The organism is Salinicola salarius (genome assembly GCF_002179555.1).
GTDB lineage: Bacteria > Pseudomonadota > Gammaproteobacteria > Pseudomonadales > Halomonadaceae > Salinicola > Salinicola salarius_A.
Genome location: NZ_NHOU01000035.1, coordinates 1 through 25043, shown reverse-complemented (window position 1 = coordinate 25043; position 25043 = coordinate 1). Strand labels below are relative to the sequence as shown.

Sequence of the window (25043 nt, the reverse complement as noted above, 5' to 3'; positions counted from 1 at the left end):
AATCAGCACCCTCGTGAATGAGGCGGGGTGATACCAATACGCACCGAATTCTGCTGGCACCGGAAGTCATCGAGCAGCTGCCGGCGGTCAAGGCAGTACTGGAAGACGCCGCGTTGAAGCGCCTGTTCCGTTATTGCGCCGGGCATGCTCGCTTACCGATCTGTCATATCGAGAACGTGCACAACGGTAGCCGGGATAGTCTGACTGAGCGCGATCCGCAGAAGAACCTGCATGTCGATACGTTCCAGCCCACCATGAAGTTCTGGCTCTATCTCGAAGACGTGACCGACGAGAACGGTCCGTTCGTGTTCGTGCCTGGTTCCAACCGCCCGCATCGCGAGCGGCTCAAATGGGAATATCAGATGAGCCTGCGCGCCAGGGAACACGCGGATCGATATACGGCCCGCGGCTCGTTCCGGGTGAGTCAGGAAGAGGCGGAGCGGTTGGGCGTATCCGGCCCTCAGCCGTTTCGTGTCAAAGCCAATACGCTACTCATCGCCAACACCTTTGGCGTACATGCCAGAGGCAACGCAGAGCCGGGCAGTTCCCGTCTGGCGCTGTGGGCATGAGCCGAACCAATCCCTTCCTGCCATTACCGGGTTTGGGGTTCTATTACTTCAATCGACTTCAATACCGCGTGCTCCAGCGCATGCGTCGGCAGGAAGATGCCAGGGCTGCTGCCAAGGGCGGGAAGTCATCCTGGCACGTGATCGAACAGCGGCGGTTGTAGTGTTGTGGCTCGATGGGTTCGAGCCATTTAATCACGGGTAGCGACTCCTCATTCTCTGAACGACTCATCCTCTCCGACACCATGGTAGTATTGGTATTGTAATCTACTTGTTTACACATGTGGCCAGTTAGACTACACTGATCCCATGATCAAGACCTTCAAGAGCAAGGGCCTGGCGACGTTGTGGGAAACCGGTAAATCCAGGATCGACAAGCGTATGCATAGGCGCATCCTGATCCGTTTGGCTGTGATCAACGAGGCCGCAAGCGTTGAGGATATCAATTTACCAGGCTACAACTTCCATGGCTTGCAGGGCTTCAATCCCAAGCGTTACACCGTGCATGTGAATGGCCCATGGTGCCTCACCTTTGAATTCGAGGGCGGCAACGCTTATCAGGTTGATTTTGAGCAATACCACTGAGAGAGGTGGAATCAATATGGCTATTACGGCAAAGCAGGATTCCAGCCGTTGCCCGCCGCACCCCGGCGAGGTGATCGAAGATATGCTGGAGGATTTGGACTACAGCAAGAGCGCCATCGCGAAGATGCTGGGCATCTCACGCCAGCAGCTGCATGCCATTCTGGCTACGCGCAAGCCTGTATCACCAGAAATGGCGGCACGCCTCGGCAAGCTGTTCGGCAACGGCCCTGGTCTGTGGCTGCGTCTTCAGGCGGCCCATGACGCTTGGCATGCCGAGCGCGAAGTAGATGTCAGCGCGGTGCCCTCTCTGAGAGTGGCCTGAAAAGCATTCGGAAGCAGATTAGGGCGGCGGCGCAATGCCAAATAGCTCTGCCAGCGAAACGCTGGGCAAACATAGCGTTTCGGCCGACTGCGCGTTGAGCCAAGCTCTGACAGCCGGGTTAGGTTCGAGTTTCATCGCCTCGGAAACGACGTTGGTATCAAGGACGATCATTCAAATCTCATAGGCTTGGCCGATGTCTTGTCGCGCGCCTGATTGAAGAGCGCAACGTCTTCGTTGGTCAGCCCACCTTGCGGCCCAGAGCTGCCAGAGCATCGCCCATGTGAAGGCGTTTTGCTGGCCATGTGGCCTCTTCCAGGATGGCCCGTACTTCGGCTTCGGTGCTGCGGTTATGCCGCTTGGCCCGTGCCTTCAATGCGTCGTGTACTTCATCAGGAATGCTTCTGATTGTCATCATGCCCATGGCTCATCAGCTTCTGTTGCATGCGGTTAACACCCTACTGGAAAGCAACCTTCGGGTTGCTTTCCGCGTTTCTGAGGACGGTTCGATGAGTGGGTGCCGATACCTGCCAATAGTGAACAGGGAACGGCGGCCGGGTTCATCTCGCGTCAATTGCACCGCCTTGACTATGCTTCTCTCCGAACATGGGCGAAGACATGGTGGGCAGCGCTTGCCATGAGCCTGAATCTCGACCCCGACGAGGAGCAGCGAGATGGCATCACGCGAGGAAGCCGCACGTGAAATCCGCTCGGCACTGGAGCGCGCGTCGTTCGGGAGCACTTACGTTCTCTTTCGCGGTGAATACCGAGAGATGCCGGTCGTCGAGGTGCCTGTCGATCTACCGTTATTTCGTCCTGAAAATGGGCGGTTGATCACCCAGCTTCATCGTTACCTGAGTGAACAGGATCTCGATGAGCAGACGTTTGCTTCGCAGATTGACCAGAAATGGGTGCAGGAAGCGCTTCAGCAACTGTTGGTACCGATATCTCAGGATCCGCGGGGGGCGATCTATGAGGAACTGGCGCGTCAGGCTCAGCAGACCGAGCCCTTGTTGATCACCTACGATGGTGTGGTCGTCAACGGGAATCGACGCCTTGCTGCAATGCGCGCGCTTCATGCGCAGGATAGTGACCGATACGCCGCTTTCGGCCGGGTTCGCGCAACGGTCATGCCCGAAGAGGCAACCGCCGAAGATGCCGAGTATGTCGAGTCGGCGCTGCAACTGGCGCCGGAAACCAAGCTCGCTTACACCTGGATCAACCGCCGTCTGAAGCTTAGAAGGCAGTGCAAGGTATTGAAGCTGCCAGTCGAGCGCATTCTCGAAAGCTATCGCCTGCCGGACAAGAAGAGCCTGGAGCGGGAGCTGGCCGAAATCGATCTGGCCGAGGCGTATCTACGCGATTACCTGGGAAAGGCCGAGGATTATCCGCGCATCGAAGATGCCGAGCCCCACTTCGTGGCGCTCAACGAACAACTGGCGGCGATCAAATCACCCGATCTGAAATCGCTCTGGCGTCTGGCGGGCTTCGCGATGATTCACTCCCGAGGCGGTAACGTCAGAGAGCTCGAGTACTTTCCCTTCGTGCCGCCCAATCCGGTCAGCGTGCCGGAAGTGGCTCTGTTTCGTTTTGCCCGATCCCGCGGGCTGCTCAGTGATGAGAATGCATCGGCTTCCGTAGCGGCCTTGCCGCATTCGGCCCTGGAGCGCTTGCTGGGCACGCCAGACGCAGCCAGCGGTGTTGCTCTGGAATTGGCGGAAACGCTCGACCAGCTTCGAATCGAAGCCAACTACCAGGAAATGCCCAGGCGCTTGCTGCACCACGTACAAAGGGCGCGCAAGCTTGCCGAAAAGCTGGAAGCGGATCGGCTGACGGCGGCGCAAAAGGCCAAGATCGGCTCGGAGCTGGCGGCAATGAGCTACCACAGCCGGCGGTTCCTGGGGGAAGAGAGCGATGCGCCGGCACCGCTATCGCCCACGAAGCGCAAATGGCGCAAATTCCGGGAGGAACCGCAGCGATTCTGCAGCGATTCGACCAACCCGCTGCTGCGGTGGCTGGGGCGCCACTGGCCGGGGCGGTAGAGCGAATGCTGGCTCCGAACGGTAGGGCAGGCAATCGGCCGTCTCGCCGATAGTCGCAGGAGCCGAGGCGCTGTATGCCCGAGGGTCAATGCTTGAATACAACCGCGGCCTTGCCACTTCTATGGCAAGGCCGCGTTCGTTTGGTGGGTAACAACGCGCGCTAGGCGGTACGCGCTTTCCACTCTGTCTCGAGCATGTCGAGGGTCCGGTCGATCTGTTCGCGGGTGTGGTCGCAGTTGAGGAAGAAGCGCAGGCGCGCGCTCTTCTCGGGCACGGCCGGGTGAAGGATCGGCTGTACGTTGATGTCGTCCTTGAGCAGGGCGTCCGATAGCCCGGCGGCCAGCACGGAGCTGCCGACGATCACCGGCACGACGGCGACACCGATGCTCTCGCCGATATCGAACCCCTTGAGCCGCGCCTGCTGCAGGAAGTAGCGCGAGATATCGTGCAAGCGCTTCAGGCGCTCGGGTTCTTCCTTCATGATCTGCAGGGCGGCCAGCGACGGCCCGGCCACCTGGGCGGGCATGCCTACGCTGTAGAGGAACCCCGGCGCGAAGTAGCGCAGCATCTCGACCAGTTCACGACAGCCGGCGATATAGCCACCGCAGCCGGAGAGTGTCTTGGAGAGCGTGCCCATCCAGATATCGACATCGAGAGCCGGCACGCCGCAGTATTCTCGCAGCCCCAGCCCCCGGTCGCCCATCACGGCGAAGGAGTGGGCTTCATCCACCATCAGCCACGCCTGGTGGCGCTGCTTGATCTCGACGAAGCGTTTCAGATCCGGGGCGTCTCCATCCATGCTGTAAAGCCCTTCGATCACCACCACCACACGCTCGAACTGGCGGCGATGGCGCGTCAGCAGCGCCTCGAGCGCGGCCGGATCGTTGTGCGCGAAGCTCATGCGGCGCGCGCCGGAGAGCTGCGCGCCGACCACGGTGCTGTTGTGGATGTACTCGTCGTGAAGGATCAGATCCTTGGGGCCGAGCAGATAGCCCAGCGTCGAAACGTTGGTGGCATGGCCGCTGACGAATGCCACGGCGTCTTCGACTTCATACGTCTCGGCGATCGCCCGTTCCAGCTCGTGGTGGATCGGCCGTTCGCCGGAGACCGGGCGGCTGGCCGAGACCGAGCTGCCATAGCGTTCCAGCGCGTCGATGCCGGCCTGGATCACCTTGGGGTGATGAGCCAGGCCGAGGTAGTTGTAGCTGGCGAAATTGATGCACTCGCGCCCGCCGATCACTGTGGTCGCCCCGGCAGTGCTCTCGTGGACCTTGAAGAATGGATCGGGAATGCCCAACCGCTTGCCGCCTTCGCGCATCATCTTGAGCTGTTGATAGCCCGGATGACGATCGAAGCGGATGAAGCGCTCGTCGACGCTGGTCGCGGCCGGCCTGGGGGCGGTATCGCCCTCCGGGCGTTGCTGGCGGCGCTGGCGGGCTTCCTGCAGCAGGCGCTGTTTCAGCACGTCGCGGGATTGGCTCATGATTTGGCCTCCCCGGCGTCGCCCTGTGATCCACCGCCATTTTGCAGCACCTCGACGCCGTGCTGGGCGGCCAGCCCGCTGAGCGCGTCTTCATCGCTGTCTGACGGGGCTTCGTCGCCACGCAGCTTGAGCATCAGGTAGTCGCACAGCTTGGCCAGTGTGCCGGCTTCGCTGAGCACCATGACCGGGACCTGGACGCCCAGGCGGGCTTCCAGCGCGGTTACCAGCTCGACGCCCATCAGCGAGTCGAAGCCCATGTCGTAGACGGATTTGTGAATATCGATCTTCTCCTCGTCGATCAGCAGGATCTTGGCGAGTTCCTTGCTGAGGACATCGATCAGGGTGGTATAGAGCGCTTCCGGCGCCAGGCTGGCCAGCAGCTTCTGCAGGTCGTCGTCGCCTTCCTGGCTGCCGTCGTCCTCGGCGGTGCGGGCGATTTCCCGGTAGCGCGGCGCTTCCGCCGTGGGCAGGAAGCGCGCCAGCGCACGCCAGTCGAGTTCGAGCACGCCGAGCGAGGCGACATCGGCCACCAGCATGCGCTCGAGCACCGCCAGGGCATCGGCCGAGGTCAGCGCCTGGCCGCCGAGACGTTCCTGCAGGCTGTCGCGGGTCTGGGTGTTGCGGGCCAGAAAGCCCACGTCCTCGATCGCGCCCCAGCGCACCACCGTGGCCGGACGTCCGTTGGCGCGCCGGTGGGCGGTGAAGGCTTCCAGCCAGTGGTTGGCGGCCACGTAGCTCGCCTGGCCGGGGTTGCCGAACAGCGTGGTCGCCGAGGAGTAGACCACGAAGAATTCGAGCGCATCGTTGGCGGTAAGCGAATCCAGATGGCGCGCGCCTTCGAGCTTCGGCGCCATGGCGTGGCGGATACGCGCTTCATCGAGATTGCGGATTAGGCCGTCGTCGATGACGGTCGCTGCGTGGACGATACCGCGAATCGGGCCGAGGCTCTGGCCCGCTTCGTCCAGCACGCGTTCGAGCGCCTCGGCATCGGTTACGTCACAGGCGCGCGCCGCCACCGTGACGCCGAGCGCTTCCAGCCGTGCGATGCCGGCTTCGGCTTCCTCGGTGGTGGGGCCGCGACGGCTCAGCAGCAACAGCTGGCGCGCGCCCTTGGCGGCCAGCCATTCGGCGGTGGCCAGGCCGAAGCCGCCGAGGCCGCCGGTCACGACGTAGGTGCCGGCAGCGTCCAGCGTCAGCGGAATGTCCTTCGCGGGGGCTGGTGCCATCTGCGGCGGACGTTCGTAGGTAACGACGACCTTGCCGATCTGGCGGGCCTGCTGCATGTAGCGGAACGCCTCGACCACGCGGTCGCTGCCGAAGGCGATGTACGGCAGCGGCGACAGCGTGCCGTCGGCGAACAGCGCCATCATCTCGGTAAACAGCTCGCCGGTGAGTTCCGGCAGCTCGCTCATCAGCTGGTCGGAGTCGACGCCGAAGTAACTCAGGTTGTTACGGAACGGGCGCAGGCCGACCTTGGTGTTCTCGTAGAAGTCGCGCTTGCCGAGTTCGATGAAGCGGCCGAACGGCTTGAGTACGCGAAGGTTCTGGTTGATCGCTTCACCGGCCAGGGAGTTCAGCACCACATCGACGCCATCGGCGCCGACACGCTGGCCGCTGCCGTCGCCTTCCCGAGGCTGACGTTCCAGGAAGTTGTCGTGAAGAATCTCTTCGGCAAAGGTCAGGCTGCGCGAATCGTAGATGCGATCGACCCCCATCAGCCGCAGGAAGTCCCGCTTCTCCGGCGAGCCGACCGTGGCGATGATTTCCGCCCCCAGCCAGCGGCCGACCTGGATCGCGGCGAGGCCGACGCCGCCGGCCGCGCCGTGGATCAGCAGTCGTTCGCCGGGCTGTACGCGAGCCAGATGCTTGAGCGAGTAGTAGACGGTGAAGAAGGTCGTCGGGATCGTCGCCGCCGCAGCGTAGCCGATGTCGGCGGGGATCCTGGCCACCGCGTTGACATCGGCGACCAGCCGATCGCTGAAGCTGGCGGGGCCGAAGCCGACCACCGCGTCACCGGGGCGCAGCGAGCCATCGGGATCGCCGACGCTGATCACTTCACCGGCGAACTCCAGGCCCAGCGTGGGGCCGGCGAAGCCGTTCTCGATCGCTTCGTCGGAGAGCAGGCCGAGCGCGTACATCACGTCGCGGAAGTTGAGTCCGGTGGCCTTGACCGCAATCTCGACCTGGCCGGCTTGCGGCGCGGGAAGATCATGCGGCTGCCAGCGCAGGTGGCGCAGTTGACCCGGCAGCTCGAAGCCCAGGCTGACGGCGCGATCGCCGGCGGAGGCTTCCTCGCCGACTTGCGTGTCGGGCGCCGGCGCCAGACCCAGGCGCGGCACCCAGCGCTGACCGTCGGCGTCCAGCACGATTTCGGTTTCCGCATCCGGCACGCTGAGCTCGAACAGCAGCGAATCCAGTAGCTCGTTGGACAGCGAGCCCCGGCTCGACAGCGGCAGATCCAGCAGCCGCACCTGACGGCTCCCGGCCTCGTTCTGCAGCGAACGTCCGAAGCCCCACAAGGCGGCGTCTTCAGCTAGCTTGGAAAGATCAGACGACATGGAACCGTGCGGCGCGCTTGCTGCGGCTTCGGGCAGCTTGGAAAGCGCGGTGGCGTCGGACTGCGTAGAAAGCGCGGTGGCGTCGGACCGCTTGGAAAGCGCGGTGGCGTCGGACTGCGTAGAAAGCGCGGTGGCGTCGGACCATGTAGAAAGCGCGGCTTCGGGCGCGATGAAGAAATGCGCACCCACACCCAGCGTCAGCCACCAGAGCGCGGCAGGGCTCTCGTGAGCCTCCAGTGTCTGCAGCCACTGAGCCGCCAGTACGCAGCGATCTTCGGCGGCGGTTGCCAGGCCGCGCAGGTCAACGATCTGGCTCGGGTCGAAGGACTCGAGCGCCAGCGGGAGCAGGTCCTGGGGCGCCAGTTCGCTGCCGACCAGGTGGTGCACGGTCTGGCCCAGTGTCTCGAAGCGCTTGACCAGTTTCGACGCCAGCCACTGGGCAGCGTCGTCGCTGATGATAAGCCACTGCTCGGCGGGATGGGCCGCATCGCCACGGAGTCGCTCGGATTCGGTTTCCGTCGAGCGCGCCGTCATCGGCGCCTGGGCGGTCAACAGCTGCAGGCCGCCTTGCTCGCTTTCCAGCGCGTGGCGTTCGATCTGACGATATCCCAGCGCTTCCAGTTGCTGCAGCGTGGCCTGGAGATCGGCAGGGCGGGTGTCCGGTTCCATCGCCATCGACAGGAACGACTGCCAATCGGTGTCTCCCAGTACCAAAAACGCGATCTGGGCGTCGTCCGCCAACTGCGCCGGCAGCCAGCGCAGCAGCTTGTCGATTTCGTTCTGCGTGCCATCCAGCGTCACCAGCGCGACGTTGGCACCGATCGCGGGAGCGTCGGCATCGAGCGTCAGCAGATCGACTCTGGCGTCGTGTTCCGCCAGGGGTTGTGCTTCGCTCGATGCGCTGTCTCTCAGGGCGACGAAGCGATATTGGGCGCGATCGCCGGTCAGGCCGCTCATCAGCCGTTCGCCGAGCTGCGGACGCAGCGCCGAGGCCTCGAGCATCACCAGCCGCTGGTGGGGCGGCAGCAGCTCCAGCGACATGGCATATTGCGAAAGCCAGGTATCTGCCAGCGCGTACCAGCCGCGTTCACTGACGGCAGCCTGTACCAGCCGTGTCAGACGCGGGGCATCCAAGCCCAGCGTGGCCCGGCTATCAAGATGATCGTCGAGACGCCCTTCGAGCCAGTCCGTCAGGTGCAGGCCGAAGCGGCCGATGCTGTGGGTCAGCGCGGCGTAGTCCGGGTAGTCCCGAATCAGCAGGTTCCATATCGTTGCCGCGTCGATCTCGGGCGCTTCCTGCAACTGCCAGCCAGTCGGCGTTTCCGCCGCGATGCCGATGGCAAGAGCGAGTTCGATCACCGCCTGGCGGCGCTGGCGGGGCTCGGTCGTGCCAGTCTCGGGATTCTTGGCGAGCAGTGGGTCGACGAGCAGTGGGTCGACGAGCAGTTGATCGGCAAAGAGCTGGCCGTCGCTATCGGCGTAGCCGCGCAGCGCTTCATCGAGAAACGTGGAGACCAGCGTTTCGAGCAGCGGTTCGACTTCGTCGCCGTAGCGGGCATCGGTCACGCTGCGGTAGTTCTCGATCAGCTGACCCAGCGCCAGCTCGGCGGTGGCGTCGTCGAGCGGCAGCGCGGCGGCTTCACGCGGCGCCGGCACCAGACGATGGTCGAGATAGCTGAGCCGATGCTGTACGGCGTGGCGCAGGCGGGCGGCCTTGAAACGCGCGCCTTCGACCACCGCCACGGCGTTGCCGGCGGCATCGAACAGCGCCACGTCGGCGCACAGCGAGTGCGGTGCGCGACTGGTCAGGCGGACTTCCATCGATGCCGGCGGGGCGGCATCGACCTGTAGCTGGAGTCGTTCCAGACGCACCGGCACGAAAGCCAGGCCGCCGGCCTTGGCGAGTTCGTCGGCGAGTAGCGGAATGAACAGCTGGAAGGCGCTGTCGAGAATCCCCGGTGCCAGCAGGCAGTCGCGCTGATCCTCGGCAATGGCGGCGGGCAGCTCGACGCGACCCACGGCACGGTCGCCCTCGACCCACACGTCGCTGATCGCCTGGAAGCCGGGGCCGTACTCCAGCCCCACGTGCGCGGCCATCGCCAAATGCTGCTCGCGGGTATAATCCGCCGGCCGGTCCGGCAGCGGCGTGCCACGACGCGTCAGCAGCAGGCCGCGCGTCTGCGCCGCGATGCGGGCGCGGGCATTGAGCGTCCAGGCATCCTCGCTGGCCGGCTCGCGGGTCTTCATGGTCAGGGTGCCGTCGGCGTCCTGAATCTCCAGCTGCAGCTTCTTGCCATGGGTGGCGTCCAGCAGCAGCGGGCTGAGAATTTCAAGCGCTTCGATGTCCAGCACCGGCGATGCCTTGGCAGCCGCGGCGGCGGCGAGCGCCAGTTCCGCGAAACCGGCGCCGGGGAAGACCGTGGCGTCACCGACGCGATGGTCGGCCAGCCAGGGAAGGCGGCGGGTATCGAGCTGGCTTTCCCACGCCATGCCCTGGCGCGCCAGGCGGTAGCCCAGCAGCGGATGTTCGTAGTGGCGTCCCATCAGGCCCTGGGAGTCACCGGTGGTCTTGATCCAGTAGCGCTCCCGCTGCCAGGGGTAGTGCGGCAGGTCGACGAAACGTCCGGCAACCGGGAACCATGCCTCGGGAGAAACGGCACCGCTGACCAGCAGGGCGGCGAGGCTGGCTTCCATGGCGCTGGCGCCGTCATGATCGCGACTCAGCGTGCCGATGGCGCTGCCGGTTACCGACCGGGCGGTGAAGGCATCGGCGAGATAGCGACGCAGGATGGGCTGAGCACCGATCTCGATGAACGCACGGGCACCGGATTCGATCAGCGAGTCGACCGCCGGCCCGAACTGCACCGGCTCGCGGATATTGAGCCACCAGTATTCGGCGCCCAGTTCGCTGCCTTCCAGCACCTTGCCGGCGACGGTGGAGATGAACGGCACGCGACCGGCGCGAGGCGTGATGTGCCTCAGGGCGTCGATCACGTCCTGGCGGATCGGGTCCATGGCCGGGCTATGGAAGGCGTAGTCCAGCGCCAGGCGTTTGGCGAAGACCCGTTCGGCGGAGAGCGCCGCTTCCAGGCGCTCGAGCGCTTGCGCGGGGCCGGCCAGCGTCACGCCCTTGGGGCTGTTGTCCCCGGCGATCACGATGTCGGCATAGCCCTTGGAACCGTTCTTGGAACCGTCCTTGGAATCGGCGGGATCGTCCAGCCAGCGCTGCATGGGCATCGACACCGAGGCCGACGGCGGTCATTTCGCCGCTGCCCCGGGTGCGGCCCTGGCAGGCGCTGCGGTGGTAGATGACGCTGACCGCATCGGCCAGGCTCAGTGCGCCGCAGGCCCAGGCCGCGGCGACTTCACCGACGCTATGGCCGGTGACGGCGGCGGGGCGCACGCCTTCGGATTCGAGCAATCTGGTTATGCCAACCTGCAGCGCGAACAGCGCCGGCTGGGCGATTTCGGTCCGCGCCAGGCGATCTTCGCCCTCGGCGGCGTTCTGTTGATTGATCCCCCCCAGCTCGGCACGCAGCGAGAAGCCGGCATATTGCGCGAACAGCGCGTCGACCTCGTCGACGGCGGCAGCGAAGACCGGGGATTCGTTCAGCAGCGTGCGGCCCATCGCCTCCCACTGGCAGCCATTGCCGTCATAGACGAATACCGGGCCGTAGCCATCGTCGACCCGTTCGCCAACGGCGGCACCGGGGACGCTCTCGGCGGCGGCGAGGGCATCCAGCCGCGTGATCGCGTCGGCGGGGTTATCGCTCAGCAGGACCGCCGCGTGCGGGTGGCGTTCGCGGCGGAAGGCCAGGCTGTAGGCGGTGTCGTAGAACGATACGTTGCCCGCGGTCAGGTTATCGCTCAGGCGGGCGGCGAACTCGCGCAGCGCTTCCGGGCTGCGGGCGCTCAGGCATAGCGGCAGTTTGCGGACGGGAGCCTGGGGCTGGCCGGCTGTCTCGGGCTGCGGCGTCTCGCTCGGCGACTGCAGAATGACATGGGCGTTGGCGCCGCCGAAACCGAACGAGTTGATGCCGATGGTCAACTGGCCTTCGGCTTTCAGCTTGCGCGGCTTGTCGACGATGTCGAGATTCCAGCCTTCCAGGTCGATCCGCGGGTTGACCTTGCGGATACCGATGGTGGCGGGCACTTCGCGTTCACGCAGGGCATAAAGCGCCTTGGCCAGCCCCGCGATGCCGGAGGCGGTCTCCAGATGGCCGAGGTTGCTCTTGACCGAGCCGATCGGCAGCGGCGTCTTGCGCTTCTGGCCGATCGCCGCGCCGATGGCACGGGTTTCCAGCGGGTCGCCGACGGCGGTGCCGGTGCCGTGGGCTTCCAGGTAGTCGATGTCGTCCGGCGTCAGCCCCGCACGCTCCAGGGTCTGGCTCATCAGCGCGACCTGGGCGTCGGCGTTGGGCACGGTCAGGCCTTTCTTGAAACCGTCGGTATTGACGCCGCTGCCGGCGACGACGGCCAGGATTCGGTCGCCGTCGGCGACGGCCTTGTCGTAGTCCTTGAGCAGGAAGATGCCGCCGCCTTCGGAACGCACGTAGCCGTCTCCGGATTCGTCGAAGACCTTACAGCGTCCGGTGGGCGAGAGCATGCTCGCCTTGGAGAAGATGATGAAGCCGAACGGGTGCAGATGCAGGCTCATGCCGCCGGCCAGCGCCATTTCCGTTTCGCCGCTGCGGATCGACTGGCACGCCTGGTGAAAGGCGACCAGCGACGAGGAGCAGGCGGTATCCATCGACATGCTCGGGCCGTGCAGGTCGAACACGTAGGAGATACGGTTCGAGGCGATGCTCGATGTGTTGCCGGTCGCGGTCGAGGTGTCGATCACCGACATGTCGTCGGCCATGCGGTACGAATAGTCGAGACTGGCGATACCCAGGAACACGCCACATTGACTGCCGCGCAGCGTCTGCGGCGGGATGCCGGCGTCTTCCATCGCCTCCCAGGCCATTTCCAGCAGGATGCGCTGCTGCGGGTCCATCTGGGCGGCTTCACGCGGCGAGATGCCGAAGAAGCTGGCGTCGAAGCCGGCAATGTCGCCGAGACTGCCGGCGGCAAAAGTGTAGCTGGTGCCAGGGTGCTGCTTGTCGGGATGGCGATAGGCCTCCATACCCCAGCGGTCATCGGCGACCGTGGTGACGAGGTCTTCACCCGCCTTGAGTGCTTGCCAGAAACGTTGTGATGTCGGGGCACTCGGGAACCGGTGAGCTGCGCCGATGATGGCAACGCGTTTGGTCATTGGGACTCCTTGCTTCGTAGCATTGGCTACGCCTTTCTCAATTCGCACCAAACTCGCCGGCATGTTCGATGATTCTGTCGTAGATCGTTGTGCCTAATTTATCGGCTGGGAGCGTCATTCGTACGTTATCGCTCGAATGGGGTGCGGTCTGCCAGATGAAATAGTTCGTTAAACCATCCGGCTCGCCATGCAGTGCGTAGACTTTCGGCATGATCGGCACATGGTCTCCGTAGAAACCCAGAATGCCGGGCCGTTCATTTTTCCGAAGAGAATCCCTGAGTCGTCCAAGCATACAATCGGTATTGCGCAGATGCCTTAGATAAACCGTTAGCGCTTCGCAACCGCTGGTAACGCCGCCTTCGATCCACCGCTCGGCGACGGCCGGGACCGCCGTTTCCAGATGGAGCGGGCCGTGATTTTCCATGCTGATCACGAAAACGAACAGCGGTTTTTCGTCGGCCACTGCCAACTGCTGCTGAACCCGCTCCGCCAGTGCGAGATCGCCGGTGTACTGGCCGTCACGCTCGCTGATGTCGAAGTCGACAATATCGATGAACGTGTCGAATCCGAGATTGGGATAGACCTTGTCGCGCAGGTAGAAGCTGGCGGGATAAGGATGAATGCAGACGGTGCGATAGCCGAGGCGTTTGAGCGCGCCGGCCAGATTGTTGACCGGCAATGTGGATAGTTGATGATAGGGATTGAAGCGATGCACGCCGAGCCGGGACGGCGTGAATCCGGTGAGTACCGCGCACTCTGTGCGCACGGTATTGGCGCCCCAGGCGGGCACGTCGAAACGCCCGGCCAGCGTGGCCTCGGCCATCAGAGCGTCATATTCACCGAGCAGTTCGCGGCGAATGGCCGGATGCCAGTCGCGCGGATCGAAGAAGGATTCGCTCTGGACCAGTACCACGTTCGGCAGCCTGGCGGCATCGATCGCGTCAGGATCGGCCGGCGCGGCGAAGGCGGCGTCGTTATCCTGGCGGTCGATCGGATGGCGTGTCAGCCGGCCGTAAGCCCAGAGATAGGGGTAGAGGCCAAGCCGGACCAGGTCGTCGTTGGGCACCAGCGTGCAGTCGGGCAGGCGGGGCAGTTGCCAGGCCAGCACGGCGACGCTCGCTGCGACCAGCACCAGCGTACTCAGCAGTGACCAGGGCGCATCGGCATGACCGTAAAGCGAGGGCTCGAGCCAGAAGCCGATGCCGATCGCGATGGCACCGGCCAGGCTGGCGGCAATGGTCAGGCCGATACCGAAAAACGGGATGTAGAGCCGAGGATGGCGTATCGCATCGACGAAGTACTCGAAGTCCTGACACAGGAAGGGTTCCCGCAGGGAGGTCGACTTGGTGTTGTTGACCTGGATGACCACCATTTGTAGCGAGGCGGCGATCACCATTGCGAACCAGGGGCGCTGCACCACCAGCAGCCAGAAGGCGAAGTGCAGCACCGCGGTCGCCAGATGCACGGCGATCGCGGCCGGCGCACGCTGCCATAGCGGCTGGGGGCGCGGTTTCAGTATCCATTCGAAAAGGCTCGTGACGGCCAGCGTGGTGATCGTAGCCCAGAAACCGTTCCAGAATCCGTGAATCATCGATGCGCTCCGCCGCCATGGTCGTGATCGTAGCCGAACAACGTCAGCAGGCGCTGCGAGATCGCCGCCGGCAGCACGGCCAGCCACCAGCAGCCGAAGTTGAGCGGAAACGGGAAACTGATCCGGGCACGGTTGCGCTCAATGCCCCGGGCAATGACCTTGGCAGCGCGTTCGGGTTGCCACAGAAATGGCTTGGGGCCGGGCATCTCGTGGCACATCTTCGAACTGACGTAGCCCGGCATGACCACGCTGACGCCGACGCCGTAAGGCGCCAACCAGCCGCGCAGGGCTTCGCCATAGGCTTTGACGCCGGCCTTGCTGGCGCTGTAGCTCGGCGTGACCGGCAGGCCGTGATAGGCCGCGAGCGAGCTCATCAGCACGAGCTGGCCGTGGCCGGCGGCGCGCATGCGTTTGCCGAGGTAGTTACCCATCGCCATCGGCACGCGCAGGTTGATTTCGAGCAGACGGCTGGCGTCTTCCCACGGCTCGCCACTGCCGTTTTCGCCGATGTTGATGTTCATGCCGGCATTGATGATGACGATATCCGGCACTGTGGGCGTGCACAGCGAATCCAGCCAGGCGAACAGCGCGTCGTCATCGCCCAGTTCGGCCTGGCTCAGCTCGACCTCGGCGCCGGTATGGCGGCAGGTATCGGCCAGCCTCTCGAGCACATCACGCTGGCGCCCGTGCAGGATCAATTGGTTGCCGGGTCTGGCATAAACGGCAGCCAGAGCCTGGCCGATGGCCCCAGTGGCGCCGGTAATGACGATTCGGGTCATGACGCGATTTCATCCATGAGTTGCTTTAATGGAGAGCGCTCTCTTTGTAGCGCTTGAAGGGCATTTTCCGCGGCCAGGTCAATGCCGGGACGGCAGTAGAACCCGCCATTGATCTGAACCGTCTGGGCGACCGTTCGGCGGTAGGCTCGGAAGAGTGTCGCGTCGGGGGCCGGGGTATCGAGCCAGAAATCATCCAGCGTGCCCTGATGAGTCAAACCTGCGATGTCGTAGATCGGTGAGGCCAGGGTGTGGGTCGGGCAGCCGAATCCCAGCGCCACGTTGCCGGCGGTGCTGTTGACCGTGATCAGGCCGTTGGCTCGTTTGAGCAGGGCCTCGAGGTTGCCGCCTTCGAGGTAGACCAGGCGGTCGCCCAGGTCGTATTCATGGGCCAATACCTTGATCAGCCGTGCGTACTGGGCCAGCCCCATGTCGAGCGGGTGGTTCTTGATCACCAGAAATGCATCGCTTGGTGCATGGTAGGCGAACGAAGCGGCCACCTTGCCGATCACTTCCTGCATGTTCTTGTAGTCGGAGTGGTAACGGATCTGGGCGTCGCTCTTCAACTGTAGTGGCAACAGATAGAACGGCCGCCCGGACCCCAATAGCGCCTGCAATCGCTCGTCGTCACTGCGTTTCCAATGTGGCTTGCGGAGCTTGCGCAGCAGAAAGCCGGCGTACTCCACCGGCGCCGTGACCAGGGCGTGATTGCGATAGTGCGGATGCAGGAACGGGTTCACGACGCCGGCCAGATGATAGAGCACGTCGTGCCGCGCACGGGTGTGGAACTGGTTGGGAAAGGCTTGGGGGCGCCCGACGCTGGGCAGGCGCCTGCCGGCTTCCCGATACCATTCCGGGGCGCGTGGCAGCAGCGAATGAGCATTGACGCCCTCGCGTTCCAACGTGACCCAGTAAGGCCGGAAATAGCCCTCCTCGAAGACGTGATTGCGGATGCCGCGACGACGCGCGGCCAGAATCGCCCGACGATGCACTGGGCGACGGTCGCCGAAGACCACCTGGTCGGTGATGCCGTGACGATCCCAGATCCCGCAGAGGAACTCGGGAATGTCCTTGGCCTGGCCACGATAGACGTAGGTGTTTCCCTGGCGCCAGTAGACGCTGTCACCCACGGTGAAATTGACCTTGGTCACCGCATGGCCCGCCGCCCGCAACCGCTCGCCCAGCCGGTCGAAGAACGGGGAGCAGACACCTTGTAGCAGCAAAAAGTGTTTGCGCATGTTGCTCAAAGTCAAAGCACTCAAGTCATCGCCTTCTGGAAAACAGGTTGCGGTATAGCCGATACAGGCGGACGCGCAGAGGAAGTCCCGAGCGTTGGTCGCGCTGCTGCCGCATCAGTTCGACGGCGGTATCGGCGTTGCAAAGCTCGCCAGTGGCAGGGTCGACGTAGGTTGGATACATCAACAGCGCGCCAGCGATCAGCGCGTCCAGCGTCAGCCGTCGTTGGCGACGCGAGGCATGTAGCCGATCGTGGGTCAGCCCCCAGCCGGCATAGAACGGCAGCCCGTAGGTATGCACTTCCACACCCCGCAACAGCCCTTCGAAGCCCGTCAACGAGCACATGGTGTGGATCTCGTCGGCAAGTGCGATCAGATCGACGATGTCGTAGTCGACCAGTTCAAGGTCGTAGAGCTTGCGTGCGGTGTTGTCGAACAGGCCGATCCGTGCCCCCGAGACGACGTCCGGATGCGGCTTGTAGACGACGAATGCGTCGGGCCGATTCTGTCGGACGGCCTCGAGCAACGCCTGATTGGTCTTGATCTCGGGTGAACCATGGGCGATCGAGGCGTCGCTCTCGACCTGGCCGGGCACCAGCACGATCGGGCGGGCGCCGATGACCTCCGTCGGCAGCGTAGGTCGCGTCTTGCCACGCACGTTGTACTTCGACAGCTTCAGCTCGATCAGGCGCTGGCGCAGGCGGTTGGCACGTGCCAGCAGCGCAGGTTCGAAATCGGTCTTCGCCAGCAGGTGCTCGAGATCGCTGGGGCTATTGGCGTCGTAATAGAGTCCGCGAGAGTCGAAGGCCAATGACAGCGGCCGGGTCAGGTCGACCCCGAGCCCGACCGAACGCACGAAGCCATCCTCCATTCGCCATAATTTCAGGCCGTGCTGACGGCATAGCGCCTTGATCTCGTCGGTGGCTTTCTGCCCCCACACCACCAGGCTGTCCCGTCCTTCCAGTTCGAGCGGCTGAGGACGATCGCCCTGGAGAAAGCGCACGCTCGACGCCGGGCCGAGGAAATCGGTAATGAAGGCGCGTTTCCAGCTGGAAAAGCCGACAGCCAGCCAACGCCCGGCAAGTCGGTCACGCTGACGCTTCTGGTCGGCGATCAGGTCAATGGTGGCCTCCAGCGTCGACGCTTGCCCGGTATAGGGGTTGGCGTAGCGGCAGTAGCGCAGATAGGCCGCGGCGAACAGTTCCGGCAGTGTGCGTTGACGCTGGCGGCGCTCGCAGCGTAGCGCATCCCGGGTCAGCCCCCAGCCGGCATAGAACGGCATGCCGAAACAGTGCACCGGCTTTTCTGCCATCAGCGCCTCGAGCCCCAACTGGCTGGTGACCACGTAGACCGAGCCGACGGCGTCAAATAACGCCCAGGGGTTGAGATCGTCACCGATCAGCCGGCAGCGGGGGTGCTTTGATGCCTGGGTCAGATATCCCTGCTTGCGCCCGGCGATGACGTCGGGATGGGTCTTGACCAGGATTTCCGCCTCCGGATGGTCGTCGATGGCGCGCTCCAGCATGCGCTGGAACGAACTGGCATCGGCCATGCCGTGGGTAATGGAGGCGTCGTCACGGGTCTGGTCGATGACCAGCACTCGCGGCCGATCGGCGGGAGGCAGTGGCCGGTCCGGCGCGTGATTGTATTTCGACAGCCGCAGCTGGCGCAGACGCTGCATGGCCTGGGTGGCACGTTCCAGCTCGTCGGTCTCGAAATCGGCCTCGGTGAGCAGCCGTTCCAGGTCGGACGGGCGGGTCGCGTCGTAATAGATGCCGCTGCAGTCAACGACCAGGCTATGCGGCTGGGAATAGTTGACGCCCAGCCCCAGCGAGCGCAGGAAGCCGTCCTCGATGGCGACGTAAGGCACGCCGCGCCGCGCGGCCAACCGTCTTGCCTGTGTCGAGGTGGGCTTCAAGCCCCAGCCGAGAATCGCATCGACGGGCTGTCGGCTACCCGGTCTGAGGCGGACCTGGCGCGAATATTCCGGTAGCAGGCAGCGGATGATATTCCAGCGTGCCAAGCCTTTGGAGAGATAGCCGGCCACACGGGGGGAGGACGGTCGCAGGACTGTCGAATCGTTGGGCATGGGTCACTAAAAGCGGATGCGGTCCGTCGTCAAAGAGAACGTCAAATAAAAGTTTGCATCACTGCCTCTTGCTTGGTTCCCAAGAGCACTCGAGCGATTCGAGTCCCAGTGCTAAGGCAAATTTCAAATTTATTGTAACTCAACGCGCAGAATAAGCCTGCTTTTACGGTGTGTCGAATTGATAAAGCTAAGAATTTTTTGTAACCGTTAATGTACTAACTAACGAGGGAAGTGTAAGTAAACTTTTCTGCGGGGAAAACCGGTGCTCCGGGGATTAATAAACTCATGCTTTGTCTTTTTTTATCGAGGTATTTAATTCGTTGTTTTTGAGTTAAGCGAATGGCTTACATAGGTCTTGGCATGTTTGGGTAATTTCACGACGTGCAGCTTGCTGCTAATGGATGTCACTACCAATATGGCGTGTTCAATACCGCTATTTTGAGTTTAATTCGTTTAAAAACAGTGGCTTGATGGTGTTGTTAGAGGTTCGTATTTTAGTATGAGTCCGTGCTGTGTAATTGTTTTTGCCAACGCTTCTGAAAAGGGTGTTGACGCTTTACATGAGCTTACCTGTCGCGATTTTAAAGTTTGACTTGGACTGGGCAATTGGTCGAAAAAGGTCTCGAAAACAACAAATGGCAGCGGCGTCCCGAGTGTTCTCGAGCCGGTTTTGACCATTGGGAACTTTCGTTTCGTTACTCTCGATCGGATGCATGGACATGTTATGCGTGAACTTACAATCAGGGCTCTCACTCACCTTCGGCAACTCGAAGCAGAGTCGATTCAGATCATTCGAGAAGTGGCTGCGGAGTTTCGCAATCCGGTGATGCTGTATTCGATCGGCAAGTATTCGTCGGTGATGGTGCACCTGGCGCGCAAGGCTTTCTATCCGGGGACGCCACCGTTTCCGCTGCTGCACGTCAATACCAACTGGAAGTTCCGCGAAATGATGGCGTTCCGCGATCGAGTGGCCGCTCAGGTCGGCATGGAGCTGATCGAGCACGTCAACGAAGAGGGTCAGGCCGCCGGTATCAATCCGTTCGATCACGGTAGCGCCAAATATACCGACATCATGAAGACCCAGGCGCTCAAGCAGGCGCTGGACAAGTACGGCTTCGATGCGGCGTTCGGGGGCGCGCGAAGAGACGAGGAAGCTTCCCGCGCCAAGGAGCGCGTCTACTCGTTTCGCGACAGGCATCACCATTGGGACCCCAGGCAGCAGCGGCCCGAGCTGTGGAGTCTCTACAACGGCAAGATCAACCCGGGCGAATCGATCCGGGTATTCCCGCTTTCCAACTGGACCGAGCTGGATATCTGGCAATACATCCATCTCGAATCGATCGCCATCGTGCCGCTCTATTACGCGGCCCCACGCCCTACGGTCGTGCGGGACGGCAGGCTGATCGTGGTCGACGATGCCCGGTTCCCGCTGGCCGATGATGAGGTGCCGCAGGAGCGCTGGGTACGCTTCCGCACGTTGGGCTGCTACCCGCTGACCAGTGCCACCGAATCACGCGCGACTACCTTGCCGGACATCATCGAGGAGATGCTGCTTACCCGTACCGGCGAGCGCTTCGGTCCCGTCGTGGAACAGGGTCGCGTCGGTACCGTGGAGCCGCAAACGCGCGAGGGGGCCGTCCGATGACCCATCAACCCGCGCTGTTCGCCAATGACATCGACCGCCACCTCAGGGAGCACGAGAGCAAGGGGCTGTTGCGGTTCATCACCTGTGGCAGCGTCGATGACGGCAAATCGACCCTGATCGGTCGGCTGCTCCACGACGCCAGGATGATCCGGGAAGACCAGCTGGCTGCGGTGACGCGGGATTCTCGTCTACGGGGCAGCGTGGGCGGCCAGGTCGATCTGGCGCTGCTGGTCGATGGGCTGCAGGCGGAGCGGGAGCAGGGCATCACCATCGATGTCGCCTATCGGTTTTTCTCCACCGACAAGCGCAAGTTCATTATCGCCGATACCCCGGGACACGAGCAGTACACCCGCAACATGGCCACCGGCGCTTCCACCGCCAGCCTGGCGGTGATCCTTATCGATGCGCGCTACGGCGTGCAGTTGCAGACCCGGCGGCACAGTTTCATCTGCGATCTGCTCGGCATTCGTCACTTCATGATCGCGGTCAACAAGATGGACCTGGTCGACTACTCCGAGGCCCGGTTCCAGGAGATCGTTGCCGACTACCGCGACTTCGCCGACAGGCTGAACGTGACCGACGTGCGCTTCTTGCCGATATCGGCGCTGAACGGCGACAACGTCGTCAATCCCAGTAGCGATATGCGCTGGTTCGACGGGGCGCCGCTGCTGACCCAGCTCGAGCAGATCGAGACCCTGTCGGTGCAGAACCTGCACGAGCTGCGCTTCCCGGTGCAGTACGTCAATCGACCCAATCTCCACTTCCGGGGTTACTGCGGCACGTTGGCGGCCGGTGCCGTCGAGGTGGGGAGCGAGATTCGGGTCGAGCCCTCCGGTAAGCGTTCGACCGTGGCGCGCATCGTGACCAACGATGGCGACCTGAACGTGGCCTATCCGGGGCAATCGGTGACGCTGACGCTGCACGACGAGATCGACATCTCCCGTGGCGATACCCTCGTCGCGGCGAACAGCAACATCGAGCCTTGCACGGCATTCACCGCCGACGTGGTGTGGATGCACGAGACGCCGCTGATGCTGGGCCATGAGTACGAGATCAAGGCCGGCACTCGCATCGTGCCGGGGCGTGTCGTCCGCATCGTCTACCAGGTCGACGTCAACACCATGGCGCGCAGTGCCGCCGACACCCTGGGTCTCAACGGCATCGCCCGCTGCCAGATCGAGGTCACCCAGCCGCTGGTGCTGGATAGCTATCAGCGCTCTCCGGAAACCGGCAATTTCATCTTCATCGACAAGCTGAGCAACCTGACGGTCGGCGCCGGCATGGTCGTGGATGCGCTGAACGTCGGCCATATCGTCTGGCACGACATGGCGGTCACCAAGCGTCGGCGTGCCGAACGCAATCGCCAGAAGCCGAGCATCATCTGGTTCACCGGCCTTTCCGGGGCGGGCAAGTCCACGGTGGCCGATGCGCTGGAAAGACAGCTTTTCGGCATGGGTTACAACACCTATCTGCTGGACGGCGACAACGTCCGCCACGGCCTGTGCCGCGACCTCGGCTTCAGCGACGAGGACCGCCAGGAGAACATCCGCCGGATCGGCGAAGTGGCCAAGCTTATGGTCGACGCCGGCATGGTCACGCTGGTCTCGTTCATCTCACCGTTTCGCGACGACCGTCGCATGATCCGCAACCTGGTGGAAGACGGGGAGTTCATCGAAGTCTTCGTCAATACCCCGCTTTCGGTCTGCGAACAGCGCGATCCCAAGGGACTTTATCGCCAGGCGCGTCGCGGCGAGATCAGCCAGTTCACCGGCATCAGTTCCCCCTATGAGGCGCCGGAATCTCCCGAAGTCGAAATCGACACCTCCGCTTATGACCTCGAGGAAACCGTCGGGCGACTCATCGCGGCGCTGCGTCGGCATCGGATCATTTGAAGGGCATGAATCATGCTCGCATAGGCGGGCATGAAAGCAGTCGATTTTTCAAGGATGAGCAGTCAGTGAATGGAAGTCAGTGGGTAGAGAAGCAGCAATTCATTACATCGCAACAGCAGGCGAGGTTCTCGGCGATAACGCGCGGGAAATCGAGGGAAAGGTGGGCACGATGAAAAAAGAAATCAGGAAAGTCAGGTTCGATCGCGCATCGCGATGGCTGGCGGTGGCGCTGACGCTCGCCGCCGTCTCGGGGTGCGCGACCTCCTATCAGCAACGTCTCGATACGGCCGTGGTGCCAATGGACGATGCCACGCCGGTGAACGCGGCACTGGCGACGTTTCTCGACAGCGCCGCCACGGGCAGCGTCACCACGCTCGCCACGTCGCCCTGGGGCGCCAACGTGGCGATTCATGCTCGCGAACGCTACTTCTCGGCCAGCGGCCGGCGCTGCGTTCGTCTGGATGTCACGCGCAACGCGGCACCGGCCAGCCTGCCGGCGGGGGAAATCACCTGCCTGGTGCCCGGTAAAGGCTGGTACGCACAACGTCTGGTGACGGAAATCATTCGCTAGATCGCGTCCGAAAGTCGTTCGGATGCGTGATCGGCGAAGCCGTCGAAATCCGTCGTTCCAGATGCCGGAACGACCTGGCTGCCACCGAATTGACAAGTGCCTTCAGTGGCATTTGGCCGGTTATTCAATGTTTCGATATCCGGTATTCGTGGCCTGAAAAAACGTGAAGGAAGGGAACCATCATGAAGCGGGTAGCAATGATTTTCCGGGCCATGTGCCTGGTGGCGGTAGCGTGCTTGAGCGCCAACCTTGCTCACGGGCAGGCCATCGGGTTGAACAGCAGCACGCTGCTGGGTAGCGACCAGGAGGCACAGGCGATGACCTCGCAGACGGAAGAGGGCGACATGGCCGAGACGACGCCGCGAGCCGACTGGGATAGCGGCACCTATGGGCCGGTCGATCCTCGGGCACAGGCCATGGTCGATCCCAACAGCCTGCCGCCGTTCGGCGAGAATCTGTTCAGCGGCGGCTTCCGCGGAATGATGGCCGACGGGCTCAATCCCGATTATCTGATCAAGCCTGGCGACCAGATCACGATCCGAGTCTGGGGCGGGGTCGAGATCGATCGCGTGCTGGCGGTGGACGCGCAGGGCAACATCTTCCTGCCGAGCATCGGGCCGTTGCAGGTCCAGGGCATCTCCAACGCCCAGCTCAATGCCAGGGTGCGTGGGGCAATCCAGTCGGTCTACCCGGAAAACGTCAGCGTCTACACCAATCTGCAGGGCGTGCAGCCGGTGGGGGTCTTCGTCACGGGCTACGTGATGAATCCGGGGCGCTACTCGGGGACACCGAACGATTCGGTGCTCTATTTCCTCGATCAGGCCGGCGGCATCGACCAGGCGCTGGGCAGCTATCGCCAGGTCGTGATCAAGCGTGGCAACCGGGTCGTCAACGTCGTTGATCTTTACAACTTCCTCATCAATGGCGATATCGCGCGACCGCAGTTTCGGGACGGCGACACCATCGTGGTCGAGGAGCGCGGGCCGGCCATCAGCGTCGTCGGTGACGTGCAGAAGAACTACCGCTACGAGCTGATCGGCGATGCCCTGACCGGGCAGGACGTGATCAACCTGGCGCGGCTGAAATCCGGCGTATCGCACGTGCTGCTGCGTGGTAGCCGCCCGTCGGGCCCGATCTCCCGCTATCTGCCGCTGGCGGAGTTTCGCAGCGCCGAGGTGCGCCGCGGCGACGAGGTGCTGTTCAGCGCCGACCTGCGCGACGAGACCATCGTGGTCCAGGTGGAGGGCAGCTATTACGGGCCTTCACGTTATGCGCTGCCGCGGGATGCGCGTCTGGGCGAGTTTCTCAATGCGATCAGCGTGCCCCGGAACATGACCAGCTATCAGGATATTTCCATCCGCCGGATCAGCGTGGCGGAGCAGCAGGCCCAGTCATTGAAGGACAGCCTGCGTCGGCTCGAGACGACCTATCTCGGCTACCCGGCCCGCACGGCCAAGGAAGGCGAGATTCAGGTGCGTCAGGCGGAGCTGATCGAGCGCTTCGTGCAGAAGGCGTCCCAGGTCAAGCCGACCGGTCGGCTGGTCGTCGCCCGGGAAGGCAATGTCGCGGACATCCGGCTGCAGGACGGCGATATCGTCACGATCCCCGAGAACACCGACTCCGTCCTGTTGAGCGGCGAAGTGATCATTCCCCAGGCGATGGTCTTCACGCCGGGCATGACCGCCATGGATTACATCCAGCAGGCCGGCGGATTCACGCCCAGGGCCGACGAAGATCAGGTCCTGGTGGTTCACCGCAATGGTGCCGTCGTCCAGTCGGGTCAGACCCGGATGCGCGCCGGCGATGAGATCATCGTTCTCCCGGCAGCCCCGACGAGCAATATCGAACTGGCGTCTTCGATTACCCAGATCCTGTTCCAGATTGCCGTGGCCACTCGCGTGGCGCTCGACCTATGAGCGCATTCGACCCGCGATCTTTCCGTGCTCTTTCCGACGGGCATGCGCATCACGCGCGCACCATCGGGGGTAATCCATCATGGCTATAGATTCTTCACGACCGGATTTTTCACAACCGGATTTCTCGAGGCCGGCTGGCGCGCCTTCGCGCTCGTCATGGCGGGTCGCCAAAAGCGTGTGGTTCGCCATGTTCATGCGGGAAGCGATCTCGCGCACCATGGCCGATCGCATGGGTTGGTTCTGGATGATCTTCGAGCCGCTGGCGATCATCGGCGTGATGGTGTCGGTGCGGGGGCTGTTCATGTCCGGCCGCCACATCGCCGGCGCCGATTACGTGGCCTGGATGGTGGTCGGGCTGATGGGCTTCATGCTGTTCCGCGAGAACATGATGCGTTCGATCGGCGCGGTGGAGGCCAACCGTGGACTGTTCGCCTATCGCCAGGTCAAGCCGATCGACCCGGTGCTGGTCCGCTGTTTTCTCGAAGGCATGGAGTTATAGTCAAATCTGGTGGATGGCAGTC

General features: G+C 63.1%; 18 protein-coding genes and 1 pseudogene. 10 read left to right on the top strand and 9 right to left on the bottom strand.

Annotated elements, in window-relative coordinates; all coding sequences use genetic code 11:
- Positions 1-17: 17 nt before the first annotated feature.
- The 4 genes from CCD76_RS16820 to CCD76_RS16810 all read left to right on the top strand — a co-directional run bounded on the left by CCD76_RS16820 (position 18) and on the right by CCD76_RS16810 (position 1473).
- Positions 18-569 carry a phytanoyl-CoA dioxygenase family protein gene (locus CCD76_RS16820; RefSeq protein WP_087720573.1) on the top strand — a complete coding sequence of 184 codons (552 nt, stop codon included), beginning with the start codon at positions 18-20 and terminating at the stop codon, positions 567-569.
- Positions 566-730, top strand: coding sequence for a hypothetical protein (locus CCD76_RS20090; RefSeq protein WP_179208953.1), 165 nt, complete (start codon positions 566-568; stop codon positions 728-730). The genes CCD76_RS16820 and CCD76_RS20090 overlap by 4 nt, the downstream gene beginning before the upstream one ends.
- Positions 731-875: 145 nt before the next feature.
- Positions 876-1151, top strand: a complete 276-nt coding sequence (locus CCD76_RS16815; protein WP_087720572.1) for a type II toxin-antitoxin system RelE/ParE family toxin — start codon at positions 876-878, stop codon at positions 1149-1151.
- Between the two features lie 16 nt (positions 1152-1167).
- A complete protein-coding gene (locus CCD76_RS16810) occupies positions 1168-1473 on the top strand; it encodes a HigA family addiction module antitoxin (protein ID WP_087720571.1) in 306 nt (101 codons plus the stop codon).
- Between the two features lie 18 nt (positions 1474-1491).
- Here CCD76_RS16810 and CCD76_RS16805 read toward each other — a convergent pair whose 3' ends face one another.
- Together CCD76_RS16805 and CCD76_RS16800 are read right to left on the bottom strand one after the other, a co-directional pair.
- Positions 1492-1644 (bottom strand): PIN domain-containing protein, encoded by a 153-nt coding sequence (locus tag CCD76_RS16805; protein ID WP_256961351.1) that lies wholly within the window; start codon positions 1642-1644, stop codon positions 1492-1494.
- Between the two features lie 67 nt (positions 1645-1711).
- Positions 1712-1888 (bottom strand): FitA-like ribbon-helix-helix domain-containing protein, encoded by a 177-nt coding sequence (locus CCD76_RS16800; protein ID WP_256961350.1) that lies wholly within the window; start codon positions 1886-1888, stop codon positions 1712-1714.
- Positions 1889-2144: 256 nt separating this feature from the next.
- Here CCD76_RS16800 and CCD76_RS16795 point away from each other — a divergent pair, with 256 nt between their 5' ends.
- Complete coding sequence (locus tag CCD76_RS16795; RefSeq protein ID WP_087720570.1) at positions 2145-3512, top strand: hypothetical protein; 1368 nt, start codon at positions 2145-2147, stop codon at positions 3510-3512.
- Positions 3513-3672: 160 nt separating this feature from the next.
- Here CCD76_RS16795 and CCD76_RS16790 read toward each other — a convergent pair whose 3' ends face one another.
- The 7 genes and pseudogenes from CCD76_RS16790 to CCD76_RS16760 all read right to left on the bottom strand — a co-directional run bounded on the left by CCD76_RS16790 (position 3673) and on the right by CCD76_RS16760 (position 18498).
- Positions 3673-4995, bottom strand: coding sequence for an aminotransferase class I/II-fold pyridoxal phosphate-dependent enzyme (locus tag CCD76_RS16790; RefSeq protein ID WP_087720569.1), 1323 nt, complete (start codon positions 4993-4995; stop codon positions 3673-3675).
- Positions 4992-10784, bottom strand: a complete 5793-nt coding sequence (locus CCD76_RS20445) for an SDR family NAD(P)-dependent oxidoreductase (RefSeq protein WP_256961349.1) — start codon at positions 10782-10784, stop codon at positions 4992-4994. Before CCD76_RS20445 ends, CCD76_RS16790 begins: the two co-directional genes overlap by 4 nt.
- 67 nt (positions 10785-10851) lie before the next feature.
- Positions 10852-12807: pseudogene (locus CCD76_RS20440) on the bottom strand (type I polyketide synthase); the annotation flags it as partial.
- Between the two features lie 37 nt (positions 12808-12844).
- A complete protein-coding gene (locus tag CCD76_RS16775) occupies positions 12845-14398 on the bottom strand; it encodes an LTA synthase family protein (RefSeq protein ID WP_087720568.1) in 1554 nt (517 codons plus the stop codon).
- Positions 14395-15177, bottom strand: a complete 783-nt coding sequence (locus CCD76_RS16770) for an SDR family NAD(P)-dependent oxidoreductase (protein ID WP_087720567.1) — start codon at positions 15175-15177, stop codon at positions 14395-14397. Before CCD76_RS16770 ends, CCD76_RS16775 begins: the two co-directional genes overlap by 4 nt.
- Positions 15174-16436, bottom strand: a complete 1263-nt coding sequence (locus CCD76_RS16765) for a capsule biosynthesis protein (protein WP_256961348.1) — start codon at positions 16434-16436, stop codon at positions 15174-15176. Before CCD76_RS16765 ends, CCD76_RS16770 begins: the two co-directional genes overlap by 4 nt.
- Position 16437: 1 nt before the next feature.
- A complete protein-coding gene (locus CCD76_RS16760; protein WP_087720565.1) occupies positions 16438-18498 on the bottom strand; it encodes a capsular polysaccharide biosynthesis protein in 2061 nt (686 codons plus the stop codon).
- A 724-nt stretch (positions 18499-19222) separates the two neighbouring features.
- On the opposite strand from CCD76_RS16760, the gene cysD reads away from it, so the two are divergent.
- From cysD to CCD76_RS16735, 5 genes are all read left to right on the top strand, one after another.
- Positions 19223-20143, top strand: a complete 921-nt coding sequence (cysD, locus tag CCD76_RS16755) for a sulfate adenylyltransferase subunit CysD (RefSeq protein ID WP_087720564.1) — start codon at positions 19223-19225, stop codon at positions 20141-20143.
- On the top strand, positions 20140-22035 hold the full coding sequence (gene cysN, locus CCD76_RS16750) for a sulfate adenylyltransferase subunit CysN (protein ID WP_087720563.1): 1896 nt from the start codon (positions 20140-20142) through the stop codon (positions 22033-22035). Before cysD ends, cysN begins: the two co-directional genes overlap by 4 nt.
- A 169-nt stretch (positions 22036-22204) precedes the next feature.
- Positions 22205-22606, top strand: coding sequence for a DVU3141 family protein (locus CCD76_RS16745; protein ID WP_087720562.1), 402 nt, complete (start codon positions 22205-22207; stop codon positions 22604-22606).
- A gap of 182 nt (positions 22607-22788) precedes the next feature.
- Positions 22789-24522 carry a polysaccharide biosynthesis/export family protein gene (locus CCD76_RS16740; protein ID WP_256961347.1) on the top strand — a complete coding sequence of 578 codons (1734 nt, stop codon included), beginning with the start codon at positions 22789-22791 and terminating at the stop codon, positions 24520-24522.
- Positions 24523-24601: 79 nt separating this feature from the next.
- A complete protein-coding gene (locus tag CCD76_RS16735; RefSeq protein WP_179208952.1) occupies positions 24602-25021 on the top strand; it encodes an ABC transporter permease in 420 nt (139 codons plus the stop codon).
- Positions 25022-25043 lie beyond the last annotated feature (22 nt).

What these genes read in the sequence shown, in the direction of transcription:
- CCD76_RS16820 (WP_087720573.1), top strand. Translation starts at nt 18, where the DNA reads ATGAGGCGGGGTGATACCAATACGCACCGAATTCTGCTGGCACCGGAA.
- CCD76_RS20090 (WP_179208953.1), top strand. Translation starts at nt 566, where the DNA reads ATGAGCCGAACCAATCCCTTCCTGCCATTACCGGGTTTGGGGTTCTAT.
- CCD76_RS16815 (WP_087720572.1), top strand. Translation starts at nt 876, where the DNA reads ATGATCAAGACCTTCAAGAGCAAGGGCCTGGCGACGTTGTGGGAAACC.
- CCD76_RS16810 (WP_087720571.1), top strand. Translation starts at nt 1,168, where the DNA reads ATGGCTATTACGGCAAAGCAGGATTCCAGCCGTTGCCCGCCGCACCCC.
- CCD76_RS16805 (WP_256961351.1), bottom strand. Translation starts at nt 1,644, where the DNA reads ATGATCGTCCTTGATACCAACGTCGTTTCCGAGGCGATGAAACTCGAA.
- CCD76_RS16800 (WP_256961350.1), bottom strand. Translation starts at nt 1,888, where the DNA reads ATGATGACAATCAGAAGCATTCCTGATGAAGTACACGACGCATTGAAG.
- CCD76_RS16795 (WP_087720570.1), top strand. Translation starts at nt 2,145, where the DNA reads ATGGCATCACGCGAGGAAGCCGCACGTGAAATCCGCTCGGCACTGGAG.
- CCD76_RS16790 (WP_087720569.1), bottom strand. Translation starts at nt 4,995, where the DNA reads ATGAGCCAATCCCGCGACGTGCTGAAACAGCGCCTGCTGCAGGAAGCC.
- CCD76_RS20445 (WP_256961349.1), bottom strand. Translation starts at nt 10,784, where the DNA reads ATGCAGCGCTGGCTGGACGATCCCGCCGATTCCAAGGACGGTTCCAAG.
- CCD76_RS16775 (WP_087720568.1), bottom strand. Translation starts at nt 14,398, where the DNA reads ATGATTCACGGATTCTGGAACGGTTTCTGGGCTACGATCACCACGCTG.
- CCD76_RS16770 (WP_087720567.1), bottom strand. Translation starts at nt 15,177, where the DNA reads ATGACCCGAATCGTCATTACCGGCGCCACTGGGGCCATCGGCCAGGCT.
- CCD76_RS16760 (WP_087720565.1), bottom strand. Translation starts at nt 18,498, where the DNA reads ATGCCCAACGATTCGACAGTCCTGCGACCGTCCTCCCCCCGTGTGGCC.
- cysD (WP_087720564.1), top strand. Translation starts at nt 19,223, where the DNA reads ATGCGTGAACTTACAATCAGGGCTCTCACTCACCTTCGGCAACTCGAA.
- cysN (WP_087720563.1), top strand. Translation starts at nt 20,140, where the DNA reads ATGACCCATCAACCCGCGCTGTTCGCCAATGACATCGACCGCCACCTC.
- CCD76_RS16745 (WP_087720562.1), top strand. Translation starts at nt 22,205, where the DNA reads ATGAAAAAAGAAATCAGGAAAGTCAGGTTCGATCGCGCATCGCGATGG.
- CCD76_RS16740 (WP_256961347.1), top strand. Translation starts at nt 22,789, where the DNA reads ATGAAGCGGGTAGCAATGATTTTCCGGGCCATGTGCCTGGTGGCGGTA.
- CCD76_RS16735 (WP_179208952.1), top strand. Translation starts at nt 24,602, where the DNA reads ATGGCTATAGATTCTTCACGACCGGATTTTTCACAACCGGATTTCTCG.